Here is a 17,024-nt window from a genome sequence, read left to right on the forward strand (position 1 = left end):
GGACAGGCCGCCCCCGCGCCGGATCTACGGCCGTACGGCCTCCGGCCTCGCGCACCCGCCGCGCACCGGCAGCCAGAGACCCTCGCGTGCCGCGTCGAGCAGCGTCAGCATGGTGTCGAGGACATGGCGGGCGAGTTCGGCGGACGCCCGGTGCGGCCGGTCGTCCGCGAGCGCGGTCGCGAGATCGGCGAGTCCGGTCCCACGACCGGCGTCCCGGTAACCGGCCGCCACCGGCAGCCGTTCCCACTCGCCGCCGGACCGGTGCAACTCCACAGGCCCGTCGAAGCCGTTGGGGTCGGGTACGGAGAGCGAGCCCTCGGTGCCGTGCACCTCGATGCGCGGCAGCCGCGCCGCGTGGACGTCGAAGCTCATGACCAGCGTGGTGAGCGCGCCGCCCGTGTGCTCCAGGAGCCCGGTGACATGGGTGTCCACCTCGGTGTCGAAGCGCTCGCCCGCACGCGGCCCGCTGCCGATGGTCCGCTCCGCGCGCGGCCGGGACGCGGCGCCGGTGACGCGGCCGACCGGCCCGAGCAGATGGACGAGCGCGGAGAGGTAGTACGGGCCCATGTCGAGCAGCGGCCCGCCGCCGGGGCGGTAGTAGAACTCCGGGTCGGGATGCCAGCGTTCGTGTCCGGGGGTGGTCATGAACGCGGTGGCGGCCACCGGTGCGCCGATGAGCCCGTCGTCCACCGCCGCCCGCGCGCTCTGCGTCCCCGTACCCAGCACGGTGTCGGGGGCGCAGCCGATCCGCAGCCCCCGCTCCCGCGCCAGGGCGAGCAGACCGTCGGCCTCCTCGCGGGTCATGGCCAGGGGCTTCTCGCCGTACACATGCTTTCCCGCGTCGAGCGCGGCACGCGCCACCTCGGCGTGCACGGCGGGCAGAGTCAGGTTCAGCACCGCGTCGACATCGGGGCGCCGGACCAGTTCGGCGACCGAGGCGGCGACGGCGACGCCCGGTGTCCGCTCGGCGACGGCCTCGGCGCGGCCCGTGTCGAGGTCGGTCACGGCGGTGAGCCTGACGTCGTCCAGCCGTTCCAGCGTCTTCAGATACTCGCCGCTGATCTTGCCCGCGCCGACCATGCCGACCCTCAGCGGCTCGCCCACAGCAGCCCCCTCTCGGTCAGCGCCCGTACCTCGGGCACGTCGAAGTCGTCCGGCTTGTGGCCGATCGTGGAGACGAAGACGCGGCCCGCGCCCCGGTTCCTCGTCCAGACGGCGGGCATCGTGACCGGCCGCGAGCGTTGCTCGTCCGCCTCGAAGCCGATGGTCGCCAGGACGTCGATCAGGGGGTCGGTGGCCGTCCAGTACCGCTCGGTGTGCACCTCGAAGTCGGCGAGGCCGGCGACGACCGGGTGGTCCGCCCGCTCCGGCGGGATCCGCACGGTGTGGGTGGAGAAGCCGGGCGGATGCATCAGGAACTGCCCACCGGTGAGGAGTTGGTAGTCGACGCTGCCGCGGAAGGAGTCGACGATGCCGCCGTGCCAGCCGGCCAGGCCCGTTCCCGCGCGGACCGCCGCGGTGAGTCCGGCGCACTGCTCCGCGCTGATCTCGCCCATGGTCCAGCACTGGACGACGAGGTCGGTGGCGGCCAGGAGCGCGGTGTCGGTGTAGACGTCGAGGGTGTCGGCCGTCTCGACGGTGAAACCGTTCTCCTGGAGGAACGGCAGGAAGAGATCCGTGGTCTTGACGGGCTCGTGGCCCTCCCAGCCGCCTCGGACGACCAGCGCGCGCCGGGAGCCGGGGGTGGGTGGCGGGCCGGAGATGTGGGCGGTCATGGTCGTTGCACGCTCCCGTCGGTGTTGCGCAGCAGGGCCCAGCGGTCGTGTTCCAGCGGCTCGGGTACCGGATACCGGCGGGCCGCGGCCTCGTCGAAGTCGACCCCGTGACCGGGCGTCTCGTGCGGGGACAGCGCGCCGTCGTGCGCCACGACCGTACCGGGGAAGACATCGAGGACGGCAGGCCTGAACACGGCGGCCTCCTGCACCCCGAAGGCATGACTGCTGATGTTCATCGCGAGTGTGGCGGCCTGGGCGACCGGGCTGACGTCGGCGGGACCGTGCGGGGCGAGCCGAACACCGCGCAGTTCGCAGTAGGCGGCGAGCTTGCGGGCCGGGGTGAGACCGCCGAGCGTCGGGACCCGGATCCGGGCGAAGTCGATGTCGGGGCCGTCGAGCAGCGGCAGGAACTGGCCCACGTCGTGGAAGAGTTCACCCACGGCGAGCGGTACGGGGGAGCCGGCCCGCAGCGCGGCGAAGTGGCGCGCGTCCTCCGGGGCGAGCAGGTCCTCCACGAAGTACAGCCCCGCGTCCTCGACCCGGCGCAGGAAGTCCCGGGCCTGCCGGGGGTCGAGCCGTTCGTGTACGTCGTGCAGCAACTCGACCTCGTCGCCGACCTGTTCGCGTACCGCTGTCAGGACGCGTGGCACGGTACGTACGTACGCGGCGGAGTCCCACGGCACCGAGCGGGTGCGCAGCGCGTGCGCGTCCGCGGAGCCGGCGGCGGCGGTGCCGTAGGTGTCGGAGCCGGGAACGGAGGCCTGGACACGGACATGGCGGTAGCCGCGCTCGCGCGCCGCCACGACCTTCTCGGCGATCTCCTCGGCGTCGGCGCCGCTGACATGGGTGTAGGCGTCGGCGTGGGTCCGGACCCGGCCGCCGAACAGTGAGTACAGGGGCGCGCCGAGGCGCTTGGCCTTGAGGTCCCACAGGGCGACGTCGACACCGCCGAGCGCGTTGCCGGTGACCGAACCGCCTCTCCAGTAGGCGCTGTTGAGCAGCAGCCGATGGATGTCGTCGATGTCGTCGGGATCGCGCCAGAGGAGCATCGGGGCCAGGTAGTCGTCGAGCACGGAGCGTACGGCGAGGGTGCGCTGCGGGTCGCTCGCGCAGCCGAGGCCGTACAGCCCCGGCTCGTTGGTCTCGACGCGGACGACGAGATGGGGGCAGCCGTGCGGGGCGGTGAGGAAGGTGGAGACGGCCGTGATGCGGATCTTCGCACCGCGTTCCTCGACCCAGGGGGCGGGCGCGAGGATGTCGGAGCGGGCATCAGGCTGAGCCATACGAACTCCAGCGTACAGATAGCAGGATGGTGTACTGCTATCCGAACGTAGAGAGAGCGTCTTTAATTTGTCAATGAGTTTACCAAATATGGGGGGAGCGGTCTTCAGTGCTGCCCGAGCCGTTTGAGGAGGGTTCGCAGCGAATGTGCGGCCTCCGTGACGGCTCCGGCGATCTCCCGCACACGGGTGTCGTCCATCCGGCTCTTGGGGGCCGAACAGCTGATGGCGTCGCCGCCGCCGTGCCCGGTGCCGAGCGCCACGGCCACGCACCGGATGTCCACGGAGTTCTCGCCGTCGTCCATCGCCCAGCCCTGAAGCCGCGCCTCGGCGAGCTGGCGGATCAGCTCGTCCGGATCGGTCACGGTGTCGGGCGTGAGCCTGGCAAGCGGCCAGTCCAGCCGGCGCTGCACCTCGGCCGCGTCGTACTGCGACAGCATCGCCTTGCCGAGGGCCGTCGCGTGCGCCGGCAGCCGGCGGCCCACCGCCGAGTACATCCGCAGCGCGTGCCGTGACTCCCGTTTGGCCAGGTAGACGACGTCGGTGCCGTCCAGCCTGCCCAGATGCACCGACTCGCCCGTCTCCTCCGCGAGGGAGTCGAGCACCGGCCCGGCGAGGCTCGCGACGTCGTCGCCCTCCAGATACGCGGTGCCCGTGAGCAGGGCCTTGAGCCCGAGGCTGTAGCGGGTGCCCGAGGCGTCCAGGTCCACCCAGCGCCGTGCCTCCATGGTCCGCAGGATCGCGTGCAGGCTGCTTTTCGGCACGGCCATCGCGCTCGCCATCTCGGCGAGCGAGAGCCGGGCGCCCTCGGTGCCGAGCAGTTCGAGCACCTCGAGTACCCGAGCCGCGGACTTGACCTCCTCGGGCTTACGCCCTCGCGCTGCTGCTGCCACCGATTCCACGGAACCTCCGCTCCCCGCACCGGCGCCCCTCGGCGAACCGGTCAGCACGATTCTCGACGTGCGTCTTGACGCTATATCACCGCAACCATAAGTTCAGTCACTCCAACGCCATTCGGCCTTCTGAACGGGTTGATTCTTAGGTAGGGGCCATGCGCATACCTTTCGCACGGAATGTCCGGCTCGTGGCTCTGGCCACGACCACCGCGCTCACACTCACCACCCTCTCCGCCTGCGGCGGCTCGGACTCCGGCGGCGACTCCAAGTCGCTGGAGATGTGGACCTTCAAGCAGTCCCACGTCGGTGCCCTTCGCGCGGCGGCCACCGAGTTCAAGAAGGAGACCGGCATCTCGGTCGAGGTCGAGGTGTACACACCCGACGACGCCTACACCACCAAGGTGCAGAGCGCGGCCAAGACCGACGGCCTCCCCGACGTCCTCGAAGTGCACTCCGACGGTGAGGACTTCGTCCTCGGCGCCGCCGGCGTCACCGCCGACCTCCAGGACCAGATCCCCGACGCCTGGAGCGGCCGCTTCCAGGAGGCGATCAAGGGCTCCGGCACCGTCACGCCGCAGAAGTTCAAGGAGTCGCAGGCCAAGGACTCCACGTTCAAGGGCGTCGAGGAGGGCCAGCGCTTCAGCGTGCCCCTGACCGCCGGCACGTTCGGCATCGTCTACGCCAACAAGCGGAAGCTCGCCGACGCCGGCATCACCAAGGCCCCCGCCACCTGGGAGGAGTTCCTGGCGGCGGTCGAGGCCACCCACCACAAGGACCCCAAGACGGGCGGGATCAGCCTCGGCCTGAAGGTCAAGGCGACCGGACTGACCTGGGTGCTCCAGCCGCTGGCGTTCGCGCAGCTCGGCAAGCAGGCGTACTGGGACCTCTTCGGCGAGGACAAGGCCACCGACTTCGGCTCGGCCAACGGCACCGAGGTCCTGAGCATGTACGACCGGCTCACCCCGTACTGGATGCCCGGCACCCAGACACTCAGCATCGACGAGGCCGACCAGGCGTTCGCCCAGGGCAAGTCGGCCTTCGCCGTCGGCGGCACCTTCACCCTCGCCTTCCTCCAGCAGAACGACATGACGGCCGACGACGTCCTCGCCTTCGGACTGCCCGCGCCGAAGGACGGCGCCGTACCCGACCGGGCTCTCGGCCCGCTCGCGCTGACCGGACTGAGCCTCACCGCCACCAGCGAACAGCCCGAGAACGCCAAGAAGTGGATGGAGTTCCTCTCCGGCACCGACGTCGCCGCGCGGTTCGCCAAGGAGTCGGCCGACCTGCCCGCCACCGAGCTGGGCGCCGAGTCCGCCAAGGTCCTCGGCCCCGCGCTGACCTCCATGATGGAGAGCTTCGACGGCACCGAGGAGACCACGTACGACCCGAGCAACAACGACTTCCGGCCGCCGGGCTACGACCAGGACAGGGCCGGTGAGGTCCTGACCAACCTGACCCCGCTCGGCCGCGAGACGCCGGCACAGACGGGAGCCAAGCTCCGCGAGCTCAACAGCAACTACTGGGCGACCCAGTGACCACAGCACCCCGGCCCACCTCGGTGGGGGAGGCCGGGAGCGGCGGCGAGAGCCGTACGCTCCCGGCCGGGGCGGCCGACACCGCCCCCGGCCCCGGCAAGCGGCCCCGGCGCCGCGCGTTCGGCGGCGAGGCCCTCTCCGGATATCTGTTCGTCGCCCCCGCGGTGATCCTCTTCGCCGTCATGGGCCTGTACACCGTCGGCTACGGCTTCCTGCTGAGCTTCGCGTCCTGGAACGGCTTCATGCCGCACTGGACCTGGGTCGGCCTGGACAACTACGCCGACCTGCTCTGGCGCAGCCCCATCTACGCGCCACGCGTGCGCAGCGCGGGACTCAACACCCTCTGGGTGATGATCGCCGTACCGGTGCTGACGGTCATGGTCTCGTTTCCGCTGGCCGTCCTGCTGAACCAGGCACGCAGGATGCGGTCCGTCCTGCGCTCGGTGTTCTTCCTGCCGTACGTGACCAGCGGCATCGCCGTCTTCTTCGCCTGGCAGTACATCCTCCAGCCCGACGGCGCCGTCAACCTGCTGCTCGGCCGGATCGGACTCGGCTCGCTCCAGCAGCCCCAGGGCTGGCTCGGCAACCCCGACACCGCGCTGCCCACGCTGATCGTGGTGACCGTGTGGGGCGCCGTGCCCGTCTCCATGCTGCTGTATCTGACCGGGCTCCAGACCATCGACCGCAGCCTGCTGGAAGCGGCGCAGCTCGACGGCGCGGGCTGGTGGCGCACGAACGCGTCGGTCGTCTGGCCGCTGCTGCGCCCCATCACGGCGATCGTCGTCCTGCTCAATCTGCGCGACTCGCTCCAGGGCTTCCAGACCTTCCTGGTGATGACCAACGGCGGACCGGGCGACCACACCAACGTGCTGGGCCTGGAGGCGTACAGCCTGGCCTTCCTGAAAGAGCTCCGCCCCACCCTCGGGCTCGCCAGCGCACTGGGCTGGCTGCTGTTCGCCGCCGCCCTGGTACTGGCCCTGATCAATCTGCGAGCGCTGCGGAGCAAGACATGACCTCGATCCCCGTGGCGGACAAGCGCCCCCACGCGACCGCACACCCCGACAAGACCGGTGGGCCGGGCAGGCGACCGGGCGCCGGGCGGGCCTGTAACCGCCGGAGACTCGCGCGTGTCGTCGTCGGTCTGCTGCTCGCCGGATACGCGACGGTGAGCGTCTATCCGTTCCTCTGGATGGTGTCGGCCGCGTTCAAGGACCAGGTGGAGGTGGTCAGCGGCGGTCATCTGATCCCGGAGAACCCCACCTTCGACACCCTGATCGATACCTGGAACAAGCTCCACTTCTTCGACTTCTTCCTCAACAGCCTGCTGGTCACCCTCTACACGGTGGTCCTCACGCTGGTGGTCTACGCGGCGGCCGGCTACGCCTTCGCCGTGCTGCGCTTCCCCGGACGCACCTTCCTGTCACGGCTGTTCGTCTCCCTGCTCTTCGTGCCCGGCGTGACGGTGATGCTGCCGATCGTGCTGCTGGAGAACGAGCTGGGCATCCTCGGCACCCACTGGGGACTGGTGCTGCCCTTCGTCAACGGCGGCGCCCCGCTGTCGGTCCTGCTCATGACCGGCGCGTTCGGCGCCATCCCGGCCGAACTGCGGGACTCCGCGCGGGTCGACGGCGCGGCTGAGTTCCGGATCTTCCTCAACATCTATCTGCCACTGGCCCAACCCGCCCTGATCACGGTCGCGTTGCTCACCGCGATCCCGACCTGGAACGAGTACTTGCTCAGCCGCGTCTCACTCACCGACCGGTCCACCTTCACCCTGCCGCTCGGCCTCCAGACCCTCGCCGCCGAGAACGTGCCCCACTACAACAACCTGATGGCCGGAGCCCTCATCGTGGTCATCCCCGTCGTGCTGCTCTTCCTCTGTCTCCAGCGCTACTTCGTCAACGGACTCGTCGGGGCGGTGAAGGGCTGATGCGCGTTCTGGTCACCGGAGCCGCCGGACACATCGGCGGCCATGTCATCGACGACCTGCTGGCCCACGGCCACCGGATCGTCGCCACCGACCTCGTCCCCGTCGACGACCCCCGGCCGGACCGCGTCCACACCGGCGATCTGCGCGATCCCGGCCTGGTGCGCGACGCCATGGCAGGCGTCGAGGCCGTCGTCCATCTCGGTGCCATCCCGCACCCCAACTCCGACGACGACAGCGCCCTGTTCGCCACCAACTGCCTCACCGCCCACCGGGTCCTGGACGAGGCGGGCCGCACCGGCGTCCGCCGTGTCGTCGCCGCCTCCAGCCTGGCGGCCGTGGGACTCGCCTGGTCGCCGGAGCCGCAGTCCCCGCGCTACGTACCACTGGACGAGGAACACCCCACACTGGTCCAGGATCCGTACGGGCTCTCCAAGGTCGTGCTGGAGGAGACGGCCCGCGCCACGTACCGGCGCCACGGCACCGACATCGTCTGCATGCGCTTCCCGTTCACCGGTACCGGCGAGCGGCTGGCGAGGCAACTCGCCGCCGTACGCGACGATCCGGCCGCCCACCGGATGGACCTGTGGGGGTGGCTCGACACCAGGGACGCGGCGAGGGCCGTACGGTACGCGCTCCACGCCGAACTGACGGGCTGTCATGTGCTCAACGTGGCGGCGGACGACACGTCTTCACCCCTGCCGACGGCCCAACTGCTCGACGAGTACCACCCCGGTGTGCCGTACTTCGCCGAGCTGACCGGTCACGCCTCGCTGTTCGACACCACGGCGTGCGCGCGGCTGCTCGGCTTCGCCCCGAAGCACCGCAGGAGCGCGCTCGACGCGGACGCGGACGAGGGGGCCGGCGCCGGAGCGGGTGCCGAGGCGAGCTCCGGGGCGGGTGCCGAAACAGAGGCGTGAACGGCGCGCGAACAGGACGATTCGCCTGCGCGCACCCCCCTGACATGCCCGCGGGAAGTGGGGTTAGGCTCGGGCGCGCCGCCCCCGCGGCGGAGAATCGGAGAACGCGCACCATGAGCACCGCACCGCACGCCGCCCCAGGTCAGCTCACCTACCGGGACGCCACCGCAGAAGACGTCGAGCCGCTCGTCGCGCTCATAGAGGCCGCCTACCGCGGCAAGGACGCCCGTGCCTCCTGGACCTCGGAGGCCGACCTGCTGGGCGGCCAGCGCACCGACGAGCGGGGTGTCCTCGAAGTGATCGAGGCCCCCGGCAGCCGCCTGCTGATGGTCGAGGCGGACGGCGTACTGGTCGCCTGCTGCCAGTTGGAGCACCGCGGCCCCGCCGCGTACTTCGGCATGTTCGCCGTCCACCCGGACGCGCAGGGCGGCGGGCTGGGCAAGCGCGTCATAGCCGAGGCGGAGCGCCGTGCCCGCGCGCAGTGGGGCGCCGGCGAGATGCACATGACCGTGATCATCCAGCGCGAGGACCTCATCGCCTGGTACGAGCGCCGCGGCTATCGCCGTACGGGACAGCTGACCCCCTTCCCGTACGGCGACGAGCGCTTCGGCATACCGCAGCGCGACGACCTGGCGTTCGAGCTGCTGGTCAAGGCGCTGGACCAGGACGCCTGACCGGGACGGCGCCCGGCGGCCACGCCTGACCGGGACGGCAACGCCCCGGCCGGGCCGCCGCGGCAGGACCCGTCAGGCCGTGAACCGGCCGGTGCGCCGGATCTCCGGGAAGTCGGTGGTCGCCCCGTCCAGGCCGAACGCCCTGACGAGGCGCAACTGATCCGGTGTGTTCACCACCCACCCGATGACCCCGAGCTCCGCCGCGTGCGCGCGCTCGACGACCTCCAGCGTCAGACGCCGGATGTTCAGCGCGAGGGAGTCCGCGCCCACCGCGGTGGCCCTGTCGACCACGTCGGCGCCCCAGCGGCTGGCGATCAGCACCGTCCGTACACCCGGCACCAGGGCGGAGATCTCGGCGACGGCCTCGTCGTGGAACGAGGACACCTCCACGCGCCCCACCAGCTTCCGCCGGTGCATCACCTCGGCCAGCGCGCGGGCCGCCGCCACATCCTTGATCTCCGCCTGGAGCGGCGAACCCACCGCGTCCAGGACCTCCTCGAAGACCGGCACGCGCTCGCCACGCCCCGCGTCGAGCTCCCGCAGCTCGGCGAGGGTCCGGTCGGCGATCGGACCCGTTCCGTCCGTCGTGCGGTCCAGCTCGGCGTCGTGCATGACGACGAGTGCGCCGTCCTTGCTCAGATGGAGGTCGAGCTCGATGGCGTCCATGCCGGCTCGTTCGGCGTGCAGGAAGGAGCGCAGGGTGTTCTCCGGTTCGACACCCATCACTCCACGATGACCGATGGTGAGGAAAGTCAAGGCTGACTCGCTTCCGTCGTCGGCGGCTCCCGCGCGGCGCTGGTGCCCCACGCGGCACGGCGGCAGCCTAACGGTCACCGCGCCGGACGGACCCGGGTCGGACCCGTGCGCGCCTGAGCCTGCCGTCCGTACCGCCAACGGCAGGAAAATCGCCCGTAAACGCTGAGTGCGGCAGGATAATTTGTCACGCGCTCCCTTGTACGGGAGAATCAAGGACCTATACGGTGCTTTGACGCCCGCTTCTCCCGTGGAGGACGTGACATGACGGAAATTCTTGTGCAGGACCGGACCGCACGGCATTCGGCCGACGACGAGCGGGTGGTCGAGCACCCCGCCTGGACCGAGCTCAAGAACGCCGTCGAGGAGATCCGCCCCTGGCAGTCCAAGGACGGCTCCATAGATTTCGACGCGCCGCAAGCGCCCTCGCGCGCCTACGTGGACGTCACGCTCGACCGCGTCATCACCGCCGTCGAACAGCTGTCACCCCTGCTGCCGCACGACGCCGCCTACCACCGGGCGCTCGTCTCGGACCTCCGCAAGTGGGCCGACAGCGCCTTCGACGTACCCGACTTCCTGGACTCGCTGCTGGCCTTCCAGCCGGCGGCCGACCGCGTGGACCGGCTCCAGCACCTGGTCGTCTTCCCCATGTACACGCAGAACGGCAACCCGGACCGCAACCTCGAGGCGGTCGTCCTGCGCATGGTCTGGCCCGAGTGGCTCTCGGAGCTGGAGCGCACCCGCTACGACAACCCCCTCTTCTGCGGCATCACCTTCGAGGACTTCACCGCCGGGTACGACACCAACTCCGCGGTCCTCTTCCCCGAGACGATCGCCGTCCGGGAGGCACCCGAGCGGTTCAGCTGGGGCGGTATCTTCTGCGACCGCGAGGCGGCCCGCTTCCGCCGGGTCACCGAGGCCGCCGTCGACATCCTCGGGGTGGAACTCCCCGAGGGCATCCGCGAGATGGTCGGCGACCAGGACCGCTGCCAGCAGGCCTTCGTACTCTGGGACATGATCCACGACCGCACGCACAGCCACGGCGACCTGCCGTTCGACCCCTTCATGATCAAGCAGCGCCAGCCGTTCTGGATGTACGGCCTGGAGGAGCTGCGCTGCGACCTCACCGCCTTCCGGGAGGCCGTGAAACTTCAGGCCGACGGCGTCGCGCAGGGCCGCGACGTGCAGTACGCGGTGCTCTTCGACCGGATGTTCCGCTTCCCCGTCACCGGCGCCCGCGAGCGCAACTACGACGGCCTCGGCGGCCAGCTGCTCTTCTCCTACCTCCACAAGCACGACGTGGTGCGCTGGACCGACAACACCCTGCGCATCGACTGGGACAGGGCCCCGCAGGTCACCCAGCGGCTCCTGGACGAGATCGAGACCCTCTACCGGGCCGGTATCGACCGCCCGAAGCTGGTCCACTGGTTCGCCGCCTACGACCTCGTCTCCACCTATCTGGCCCCGCACCCCGGATCCACCTGGGCCAAGGGCCCGGACGCCCTCGACCTGGATCTGCCCCCGCGCAAGCTGGTGGACGACGTGCTTCCCGACGAGTTTCCGCTCAGCATGTTCTACGAGGCACTGGCCAAGAAGCTCAAGACCGTGATCGCCTCGACCAAGGGCATCACGGCGGCCGGTGCCGAGCAGCGAGCCGCGTGAGTCCACGACCCGACCGGGCCGCGACAGCGCGGCCGACGAACACAACGCCGACACGGGGGACACCGGGATGACGGAGACGACGAGCATGAGCGCAGGCAGCGGAACGGGCGCGCTGGACGGCGCCGTCGTGGCGGTCGCCGGAGCGGGCGGGCCCGCCGGGCGCGCGACGCTCCTGCGCCTGGCCGGGGCCGGTGCGACCGTCGTCGGCGCCGACGCGGACCCCGAGAGCCTCGCCGAGGCCGTCGACGCCGCCCGACGCGCGCACAGCGGCGCCACCGTCACCGGCGACACCGTCGACCTCCTCGATCCGGCGGCCACCCGCGCGTGGGCGACCAGGACCGAGCAGGACCACGGAAGGGGCCGGATCGACGGACTGGTCCACCTCGTCGGCGGCTGGCGCGGCGGCAAGACCTTCGCCGACACCGACCTCGCCGACTGGGACCTGCTGGAGAAGCTGCTGATCCGCACCGTCCAGCACACCTCCCTCGCCTTCCACGACGGGCTGCTGCGCAGCGACCGCGGTCGTTACGTACTGGTCAGCGCCGCCGGCGCGAGCAAACCCACGGCGGGCAACGCCGCCTACGCGGCGGCCAAGGCCGCGGCCGAGGCCTGGACGCTGGCGCTGGGCGACGACTTCCGCAAGGCCGGGGGCGACGAAGGACCGCGCGCGGCGGCTGCGATCCTGGTCATCAAGGCACTGGTGCACGACGCGATGCGCGCCGAGCGCCCCAATGCGAAGTTCGCGGGCTTCACGGACGCCGGAGAGCTGGCCGACGCCATCGCCGGAGTCTGGGACCGGCCCGCCGGTGAAGTGAACGGAAACCGCCTGTGGCTGACCCCCGAGTCATGAGGGCCCGTACGACGGCCGCGCGTGCGCACCACGACCCCGGCACGCGCGGCTTCGCCAGCGACAACTACGCCGGCGCCCACCCCGAGGTGCTGGCCGCGCTCGCCGTCGCCAACGGCGGCCACCAGATCGCGTACGGCGAGGACGAGTACACCGATCATCTCCAGCGCGTCATGCACGGCCACTTCGGCCCCACCGCGAAGGCGTTCCCGGTCTTCAACGGCACCGGGGCGAACGTCGTCGCGCTCCAGGCCATGACCGACCGCTGGGGTGCGGTGATCTGCGCCGAGTCCGCGCACATCAACGTGGACGAGGGCGGTGCGCCCGAGCGGGTCGGCGGGCTCAAACTGCTGACCGTGCCGACCCCGGACGGCAAACTCACCCCGGAGCTGGTCGACCGGCAGGCGTGGGGCTTCGACGACGAGCACCGCGCCATGCCGCAGGTCGTGTCGATCGCGCAGAACACCGAACTGGGCACGGTCTACACCCCGGACGAGATCCGCGCGCTGTGCGAGCACGCCCACGAGCGGGGCCTGAAGGTCCATCTCGACGGCGCCCGGATATCCAACGCCGCCGCCTTCCTCGACGTACCGATGCGCACCTTCACCAACACCGTCGGTGTGGACGTGCTGAGTTACGGCGGCACGAAGAACGGCGCGATCTTCGGCGAGGCCGTCGTCGTGATCGACCCGGACGCGGTGCGCGCGATGAAGCGGCTGCGCAAGCTGTCGATGCAGCTCAGCTCCAAGATGCGGTTCGTCTCGGTGCAGTTGGAGGCGCTGCTGGCCGGTGATCTGTGGCTGCGCAACGCCCGGCACAGCAACGCCATGGCGCAGCGGCTCGCCGACGGGGTGCGCGCGGTCGACGGCGTCGAGATCCTGCACCCCGTGCAGGCCAACGCCGTCTTCGCCCGGCTGCCGCACGACGTGGGCGTACGCCTCCAGCAGCGGTTCCGCTTCTACTTCTGGGACGAGGCGGCCGGCGACGTGCGCTGGATGTGCGCGTTCGACACCACCGAGGACGACGTCGACGCGTTCGTCCAGGCCCTCAAGGAAGAGATGGCCAGGTAACCGCGGACCGGGAACCTCGGGCTGGGCGGTGCATTACAGTGGACCTCATGGTGTGCCGTGGTGCACCGCTTCCGTATGTCCCGAGGCAAGGCTGACGATGACCCTGACTCTCACCGTGTCGGACGAGGTGCACACCCTCGTCCCCGGCTTCACCCCGCTCGCCGTCGAGGCCCACGGCCTGGTGAACGGCCCCAGCAACGAGGCCAGTTCGGCGCTGCTGGACGACGCCGCACGCCGGCTCGCCGAGCGCCTCGACGGGCGCGCCCCGCACGAGGACCCGCACATGATCGCCTGGCGCGCGGCGTACACGGCTTTCGGCAGCAAGCCGTCCCGTACCCGCAACTCCGCCGAGGCACTGGCCAAACGGGCGCTCGCCGACGGCGGCCTGCCCCGGATCAATCTCCTCGTGGACCTCTACAACGCGATCAGCGTGGCCCATCTGATCCCCGTCGGGGGCGAGGACATCGACAGCGTCGTGGGCGCCATGCGGCTCGTACGGGCCACCGGCGACGAACCGTTCCACACCGCCGCCGGCGGTGAGCCCGCCGTCGAACACCCGGACGCGGGCGAGGTGGTGTGGCGCGACGACGAGGGCGTCACCTGCCGGCGCTGGAACTGGCGCCAGGGCGTGCGTACCCGGCTCACCGAGGAGTCGGTCAACGCGGTCTTCCTGCTGGAGAGCCTGGCCCCCATGACCCGCGCGGCACTCGACGCCGCGGGTACCGAACTCGCCGAGTCGCTGGAGAAGTTGAGCCCCGGGGCACGGATCACCGTCCACCCCGCCGGCTGACGCCTCGCCCGGCGACCGCCCCAGCAGTGACGTTTCGGTGCGGTCGCCGCGGGACTCGCCGAAGGCCCGCTCAGTTGGCCTCGCGGACCTCGGCCGGTGTCGGAGCCGTACCGCCGAGGTGCGCCGGTACCCACCAGGTGTCGCTCGCGTCCCTGGGCCGTACCGGATAGGCGCGCTGGGCGGCTTCGAGCAGTTCCTGTACCCGCTCGCGGAGCCGCCGGGTGATCGCCCCCGCGTACTGGTCGGCGGGGGCGTCCATCGGCTCGCCGACCCGCATCGTCACGGGGATGTGGCTGCGCCGGAAGTTGCGGGGGCGTCCCTTGGTCCAGATCCGCTGGGTGCCCCACAGCGCCATCGGGATCAGCGGTACGCCGGCCTCCTGCGCCAGGCGCGCCGCGCCCGACTTGAAGGACTTGAGGGTGAACGACGGCGAGATGGTCGCCTCGGGGAACACACCGACGATCTCGCCGGAGCGCAGCGAGTCGAGCGCGTGCGCGTAGGCGCTCTCGCCCTGTTTTCGGTCCACCGGGATGTGTTTCATGCCGCGCATGAGCGGCCCCGAGACCCTGTGGCGGAAGACGGAGTCCTTCGCCATGAAGCGCACGAGGCGCTTCTGGGGGAGCGCGGTGAGTCCGGTGAAGATGAAGTCCAGATAGCTGATGTGGTTGCTGACGAGCACGGCACCGCCGGTACGCGGGATGTTCTCGGAGCCCTGAGTCTCGATCTTGAGGTCCAGCGCCCTGAACATCGTGCGGGCGGCGCCGACGACCGGCCGGTAGACGAGCTCTGCCATCTGGAGGAGACCCTTCTGTTCCCGGGGAGGGTTCTCCCGACGGAAGTTACGCAGCCGTAGGTTTTCGGCATTGGGCAGATCGTGCCCCAAACGAAGGCTTGTGGCCAGTCCTGCCGACGGCGCGGAGCGAGATTCTCATCACGTCATTCCCGGGTGATCAGGGCGTCAGCCGCAGCTCAACGCGGGGCGGCGGTCGTACGGCGCAGCAGGAGGTACATCTCGCAGCCGAGGCAGTAGGCGAAGGCGGCGTTGAGGAAGGCGGCGGCCAACGCGCAGGCCGTGGCGGCCAGTGCGAGCCAGAGCGGACCCCACAGATAGCCGACCAGTCCGACCACGGCGAAGACCAGTCCGACCGCCTGCGCGAAGCGCGGCGGCTGCGGGGACTCGAACTCCGTGGGCGGTCCGAGCCTCGGCCGTACGACGGTGCGGAACAGCCATCCGTAGGGCGAGCGCCCCACACCGGCCAGCGCGCCCACCGCGAAGCACAGGGCCTGCCAGCCGAGAAGCGCGCCGCTGCCGGTGACCAGAACCACGGCCAGGACGACGGTGGTGACGGCCGCGCCGAAGCGAGGGCCCCTGACATCTATGTTCATGACACCAGCATCACTCAGGGCCGCCCGGCCGGGACCGCGGAATATTTTGCGGTCGTGTGAACGCTTCACCTGGGATGACGACGACAGGACTGATGGTGTGCGTGGCGGTGCTCGCGGCGGCGAGCGTCTTCGGTCTGCTGCACCGCCGTACGAACGGGAGGCTCAAGGTGCGCGGGCGTGACGGCGAAAGACTGCTCGGCGCCGCCGAGTTGGGCGCGGAGTTGGGGGAGCGCGCCACGCTCGTCCAGTTCTCCAGCGCGTTCTGCCAGCCCTGCCGTGCGACCCGGCGCACGCTCGCCGAGGTGACCGGCATCGTCGACGGCGTCGCCCATGTGGAGATCGACGCCGAGGACCGACTTGAGCTGGTACGCGAGTTGGGCATCCTCAAGACACCGACGGTGCTCGTCCTCGACGCGGCGGGCCGGATCGTCCGCCGGGCCGCGGGGGCGCCGCGTAAAGCCGATGTGATCGCCGCGCTGGGCGTGGCCGTGCCGGGCGCGACGCCCGGCGACTGAGAGTTCCCGGTCGGCGGGCCGGTGGGCGTTGGGAAGGTCACAGTTCAAAGCGGTTGCTCAGCGGGCATCAGATGGATGTACTGGCGAGTAATATTATGGTCGGTGCGCCGGTCGACCTGACCGGAAAACCTCCCATCAGGCGCCTATGCTGCGAGCAACAAGGCAGCCCAGAAATGACGATGCAGTAGGAGAGCCGGCGTGAGCTTGAGGATCGTTGTCTGTGTGAAGTACGTGCCCGACGCCACGGGCGACCGGCATTTCGCCGATGACCTGACGCTGGACCGTGACGATGTCGACGGTCTGCTGTCCGAGCTGGACGAGTACGCGGTCGAGCAGGCGCTCCAGATCGCCGGGGACCACGACGGTGACGACGCGGAGGTCACCGTGCTGACGGTGGGTCCCGAGGACGCCAAGGACGCGCTGCGCAAGGCGCTGTCGATGGGCGCGGACAAGGCGGTCCACGTCGAGGACGACGATCTGCACGGCACGGACGCCCTCGGCACCTCGCTGGTCCTCGCGAAGGCGATCGAGAAGACCGGCTACGACCTGGTGATCTGCGGGATGGCCTCCACCGACGGCACGATGGGCGTACTGCCCGCGATGCTCTCGGAGCGTCTGGGCGTACCGCAGGTGACGCTGCTCTCCGAGGTGTCCGTCGAGGGTGGCACCGTCAAGGGCCGCCGTGACGGCGACGCGGCGACCGTACAGCTCGAGGCCTCCCTGCCGGCCGTCGTGTCGGTGACGGACCAGTCGGGCGAGGCCCGCTACCCCTCGTTCAAGGGGATCATGGCGGCGAAGAAGAAGCCGGTGGAGTCCCTGGACCTGGAGGACCTGGACATCGAGGCCGGTGACGTCGGCCTCGCGGGCGCGTGGACGGCGGTCGACTCCGCCACGGAGCGCCCCGCCCGTACGGCGGGCACGATCGTCAACGACGAGGGCAAGGGCGGCGACGAGCTGGCCGAGTTCCTCGTGAGCCAGAAGTTCATCTGACGAA

At 70.6% G+C, this 17,024-nt stretch carries 18 protein-coding genes; 11 read left to right on the plus strand and 7 right to left on the minus strand.

The window, feature by feature from the left end:
* Positions 1–24: 24 nt before the first annotated feature.
* The 4 genes from ACFWHU_RS21730 to ACFWHU_RS21745 all read right to left on the minus strand — a co-directional run bounded on the left by ACFWHU_RS21730 (position 25) and on the right by ACFWHU_RS21745 (position 3,948).
* Positions 25–1,104: a Gfo/Idh/MocA family protein gene (locus ACFWHU_RS21730; protein ID WP_385792371.1), complete on the minus strand. Its 1,080-nt coding sequence runs from the start codon at positions 1,102–1,104 to the stop codon at positions 25–27.
* Positions 1,089–1,775 carry a ThuA domain-containing protein gene (locus tag ACFWHU_RS21735; RefSeq protein WP_387226462.1) on the minus strand — a complete coding sequence of 229 codons (687 nt, stop codon included), beginning with the start codon at positions 1,773–1,775 and terminating at the stop codon, positions 1,089–1,091. Before ACFWHU_RS21735 ends, ACFWHU_RS21730 begins: the two co-directional genes overlap by 16 nt.
* The gene (locus tag ACFWHU_RS21740) at positions 1,772–3,058 is read right to left on the minus strand and encodes an enolase C-terminal domain-like protein (RefSeq protein ID WP_387226465.1); all 1,287 of its coding nucleotides are present in this window, start codon (positions 3,056–3,058) and stop codon (positions 1,772–1,774) included. Before ACFWHU_RS21740 ends, ACFWHU_RS21735 begins: the two co-directional genes overlap by 4 nt.
* A 104-nt stretch (positions 3,059–3,162) precedes the next feature.
* Positions 3,163–3,948: an IclR family transcriptional regulator gene (locus tag ACFWHU_RS21745; RefSeq protein ID WP_237285799.1), complete on the minus strand. Its 786-nt coding sequence runs from the start codon at positions 3,946–3,948 to the stop codon at positions 3,163–3,165.
* A gap of 191 nt (positions 3,949–4,139) precedes the next feature.
* Between ACFWHU_RS21745 and ACFWHU_RS21750 the strand changes: the two genes are divergently transcribed.
* The 5 genes from ACFWHU_RS21750 (at position 4,140) to ACFWHU_RS21770 (ending at position 9,007) form a co-directional block, all read left to right on the plus strand.
* On the plus strand, positions 4,140–5,486 hold the full coding sequence (locus tag ACFWHU_RS21750; protein WP_385792368.1) for an ABC transporter substrate-binding protein: 1,347 nt from the start codon (positions 4,140–4,142) through the stop codon (positions 5,484–5,486).
* Positions 5,483–6,499 carry a carbohydrate ABC transporter permease gene (locus ACFWHU_RS21755; protein WP_387226468.1) on the plus strand — a complete coding sequence of 339 codons (1,017 nt, stop codon included), beginning with the start codon at positions 5,483–5,485 and terminating at the stop codon, positions 6,497–6,499. Before ACFWHU_RS21750 ends, ACFWHU_RS21755 begins: the two co-directional genes overlap by 4 nt.
* Positions 6,496–7,416 (plus strand): carbohydrate ABC transporter permease, encoded by a 921-nt coding sequence (locus ACFWHU_RS21760; protein WP_387226470.1) that lies wholly within the window; start codon positions 6,496–6,498, stop codon positions 7,414–7,416. Before ACFWHU_RS21755 ends, ACFWHU_RS21760 begins: the two co-directional genes overlap by 4 nt.
* A complete protein-coding gene (locus ACFWHU_RS21765) occupies positions 7,416–8,333 on the plus strand; it encodes an NAD-dependent epimerase/dehydratase family protein (RefSeq protein ID WP_387226472.1) in 918 nt (305 codons plus the stop codon). The genes ACFWHU_RS21760 and ACFWHU_RS21765 overlap by 1 nt, the downstream gene beginning before the upstream one ends.
* A gap of 113 nt (positions 8,334–8,446) precedes the next feature.
* Complete coding sequence (locus ACFWHU_RS21770; protein WP_385792364.1) at positions 8,447–9,007, plus strand: GNAT family N-acetyltransferase; 561 nt, start codon at positions 8,447–8,449, stop codon at positions 9,005–9,007.
* 72 nt (positions 9,008–9,079) lie between these two features.
* Here the strand turns inward: ACFWHU_RS21770 and ACFWHU_RS21775 are convergent, their stop codons facing one another.
* Entirely contained in the window at positions 9,080–9,763 is a 684-nt protein-coding gene (locus tag ACFWHU_RS21775) for a glycerophosphodiester phosphodiesterase (protein ID WP_385792363.1), read from the minus strand.
* A gap of 261 nt (positions 9,764–10,024) precedes the next feature.
* Here ACFWHU_RS21775 and ACFWHU_RS21780 point away from each other — a divergent pair, with 261 nt between their 5' ends.
* From ACFWHU_RS21780 to ACFWHU_RS21795, 4 genes are all read left to right on the plus strand, one after another.
* The gene (locus ACFWHU_RS21780; protein ID WP_385792362.1) at positions 10,025–11,422 is read left to right on the plus strand and encodes a DUF6421 family protein; all 1,398 of its coding nucleotides are present in this window, start codon (positions 10,025–10,027) and stop codon (positions 11,420–11,422) included.
* A gap of 85 nt (positions 11,423–11,507) precedes the next feature.
* The gene (locus tag ACFWHU_RS21785) at positions 11,508–12,272 is read left to right on the plus strand and encodes an SDR family NAD(P)-dependent oxidoreductase (RefSeq protein WP_387226475.1); all 765 of its coding nucleotides are present in this window, start codon (positions 11,508–11,510) and stop codon (positions 12,270–12,272) included.
* Positions 12,269–13,339, plus strand: a complete 1,071-nt coding sequence (locus ACFWHU_RS21790) for a threonine aldolase family protein (protein ID WP_387226554.1) — start codon at positions 12,269–12,271, stop codon at positions 13,337–13,339. The genes ACFWHU_RS21785 and ACFWHU_RS21790 overlap by 4 nt, the downstream gene beginning before the upstream one ends.
* Before the next feature lie 97 nt (positions 13,340–13,436).
* Positions 13,437–14,129: a B3/4 domain-containing protein gene (locus ACFWHU_RS21795; protein ID WP_385792360.1), complete on the plus strand. Its 693-nt coding sequence runs from the start codon at positions 13,437–13,439 to the stop codon at positions 14,127–14,129.
* 70 nt (positions 14,130–14,199) lie between these two features.
* On the opposite strand, the gene ACFWHU_RS21800 is transcribed toward ACFWHU_RS21795, so the two are convergent.
* Both ACFWHU_RS21800 and ACFWHU_RS21805 read right to left on the minus strand, forming a co-directional pair.
* Complete coding sequence (locus ACFWHU_RS21800) at positions 14,200–14,922, minus strand: lysophospholipid acyltransferase family protein (protein ID WP_385792359.1); 723 nt, start codon at positions 14,920–14,922, stop codon at positions 14,200–14,202.
* A gap of 176 nt (positions 14,923–15,098) precedes the next feature.
* Positions 15,099–15,515 carry a DUF4395 domain-containing protein gene (locus ACFWHU_RS21805; RefSeq protein WP_385792358.1) on the minus strand — a complete coding sequence of 139 codons (417 nt, stop codon included), beginning with the start codon at positions 15,513–15,515 and terminating at the stop codon, positions 15,099–15,101.
* A gap of 92 nt (positions 15,516–15,607) precedes the next feature.
* On the opposite strand from ACFWHU_RS21805, the gene ACFWHU_RS21810 reads away from it, so the two are divergent.
* Positions 15,608–16,030, plus strand: a complete 423-nt coding sequence (locus tag ACFWHU_RS21810; protein WP_385792519.1) for a TlpA family protein disulfide reductase — start codon at positions 15,608–15,610, stop codon at positions 16,028–16,030.
* Positions 16,031–16,228: 198 nt separating this feature from the next.
* A complete protein-coding gene (locus ACFWHU_RS21815) occupies positions 16,229–17,020 on the plus strand; it encodes an electron transfer flavoprotein subunit beta/FixA family protein (protein ID WP_385792357.1) in 792 nt (263 codons plus the stop codon).
* The last annotated feature ends 4 nt before the right edge of the window (positions 17,021–17,024 follow it).

It is taken from the genome of Streptomyces sp. NPDC060366, assembly GCF_042725135.1.
In the GTDB taxonomy this organism is placed as follows: Bacteria; Actinomycetota; Actinomycetes; order Streptomycetales; family Streptomycetaceae; genus Streptomyces.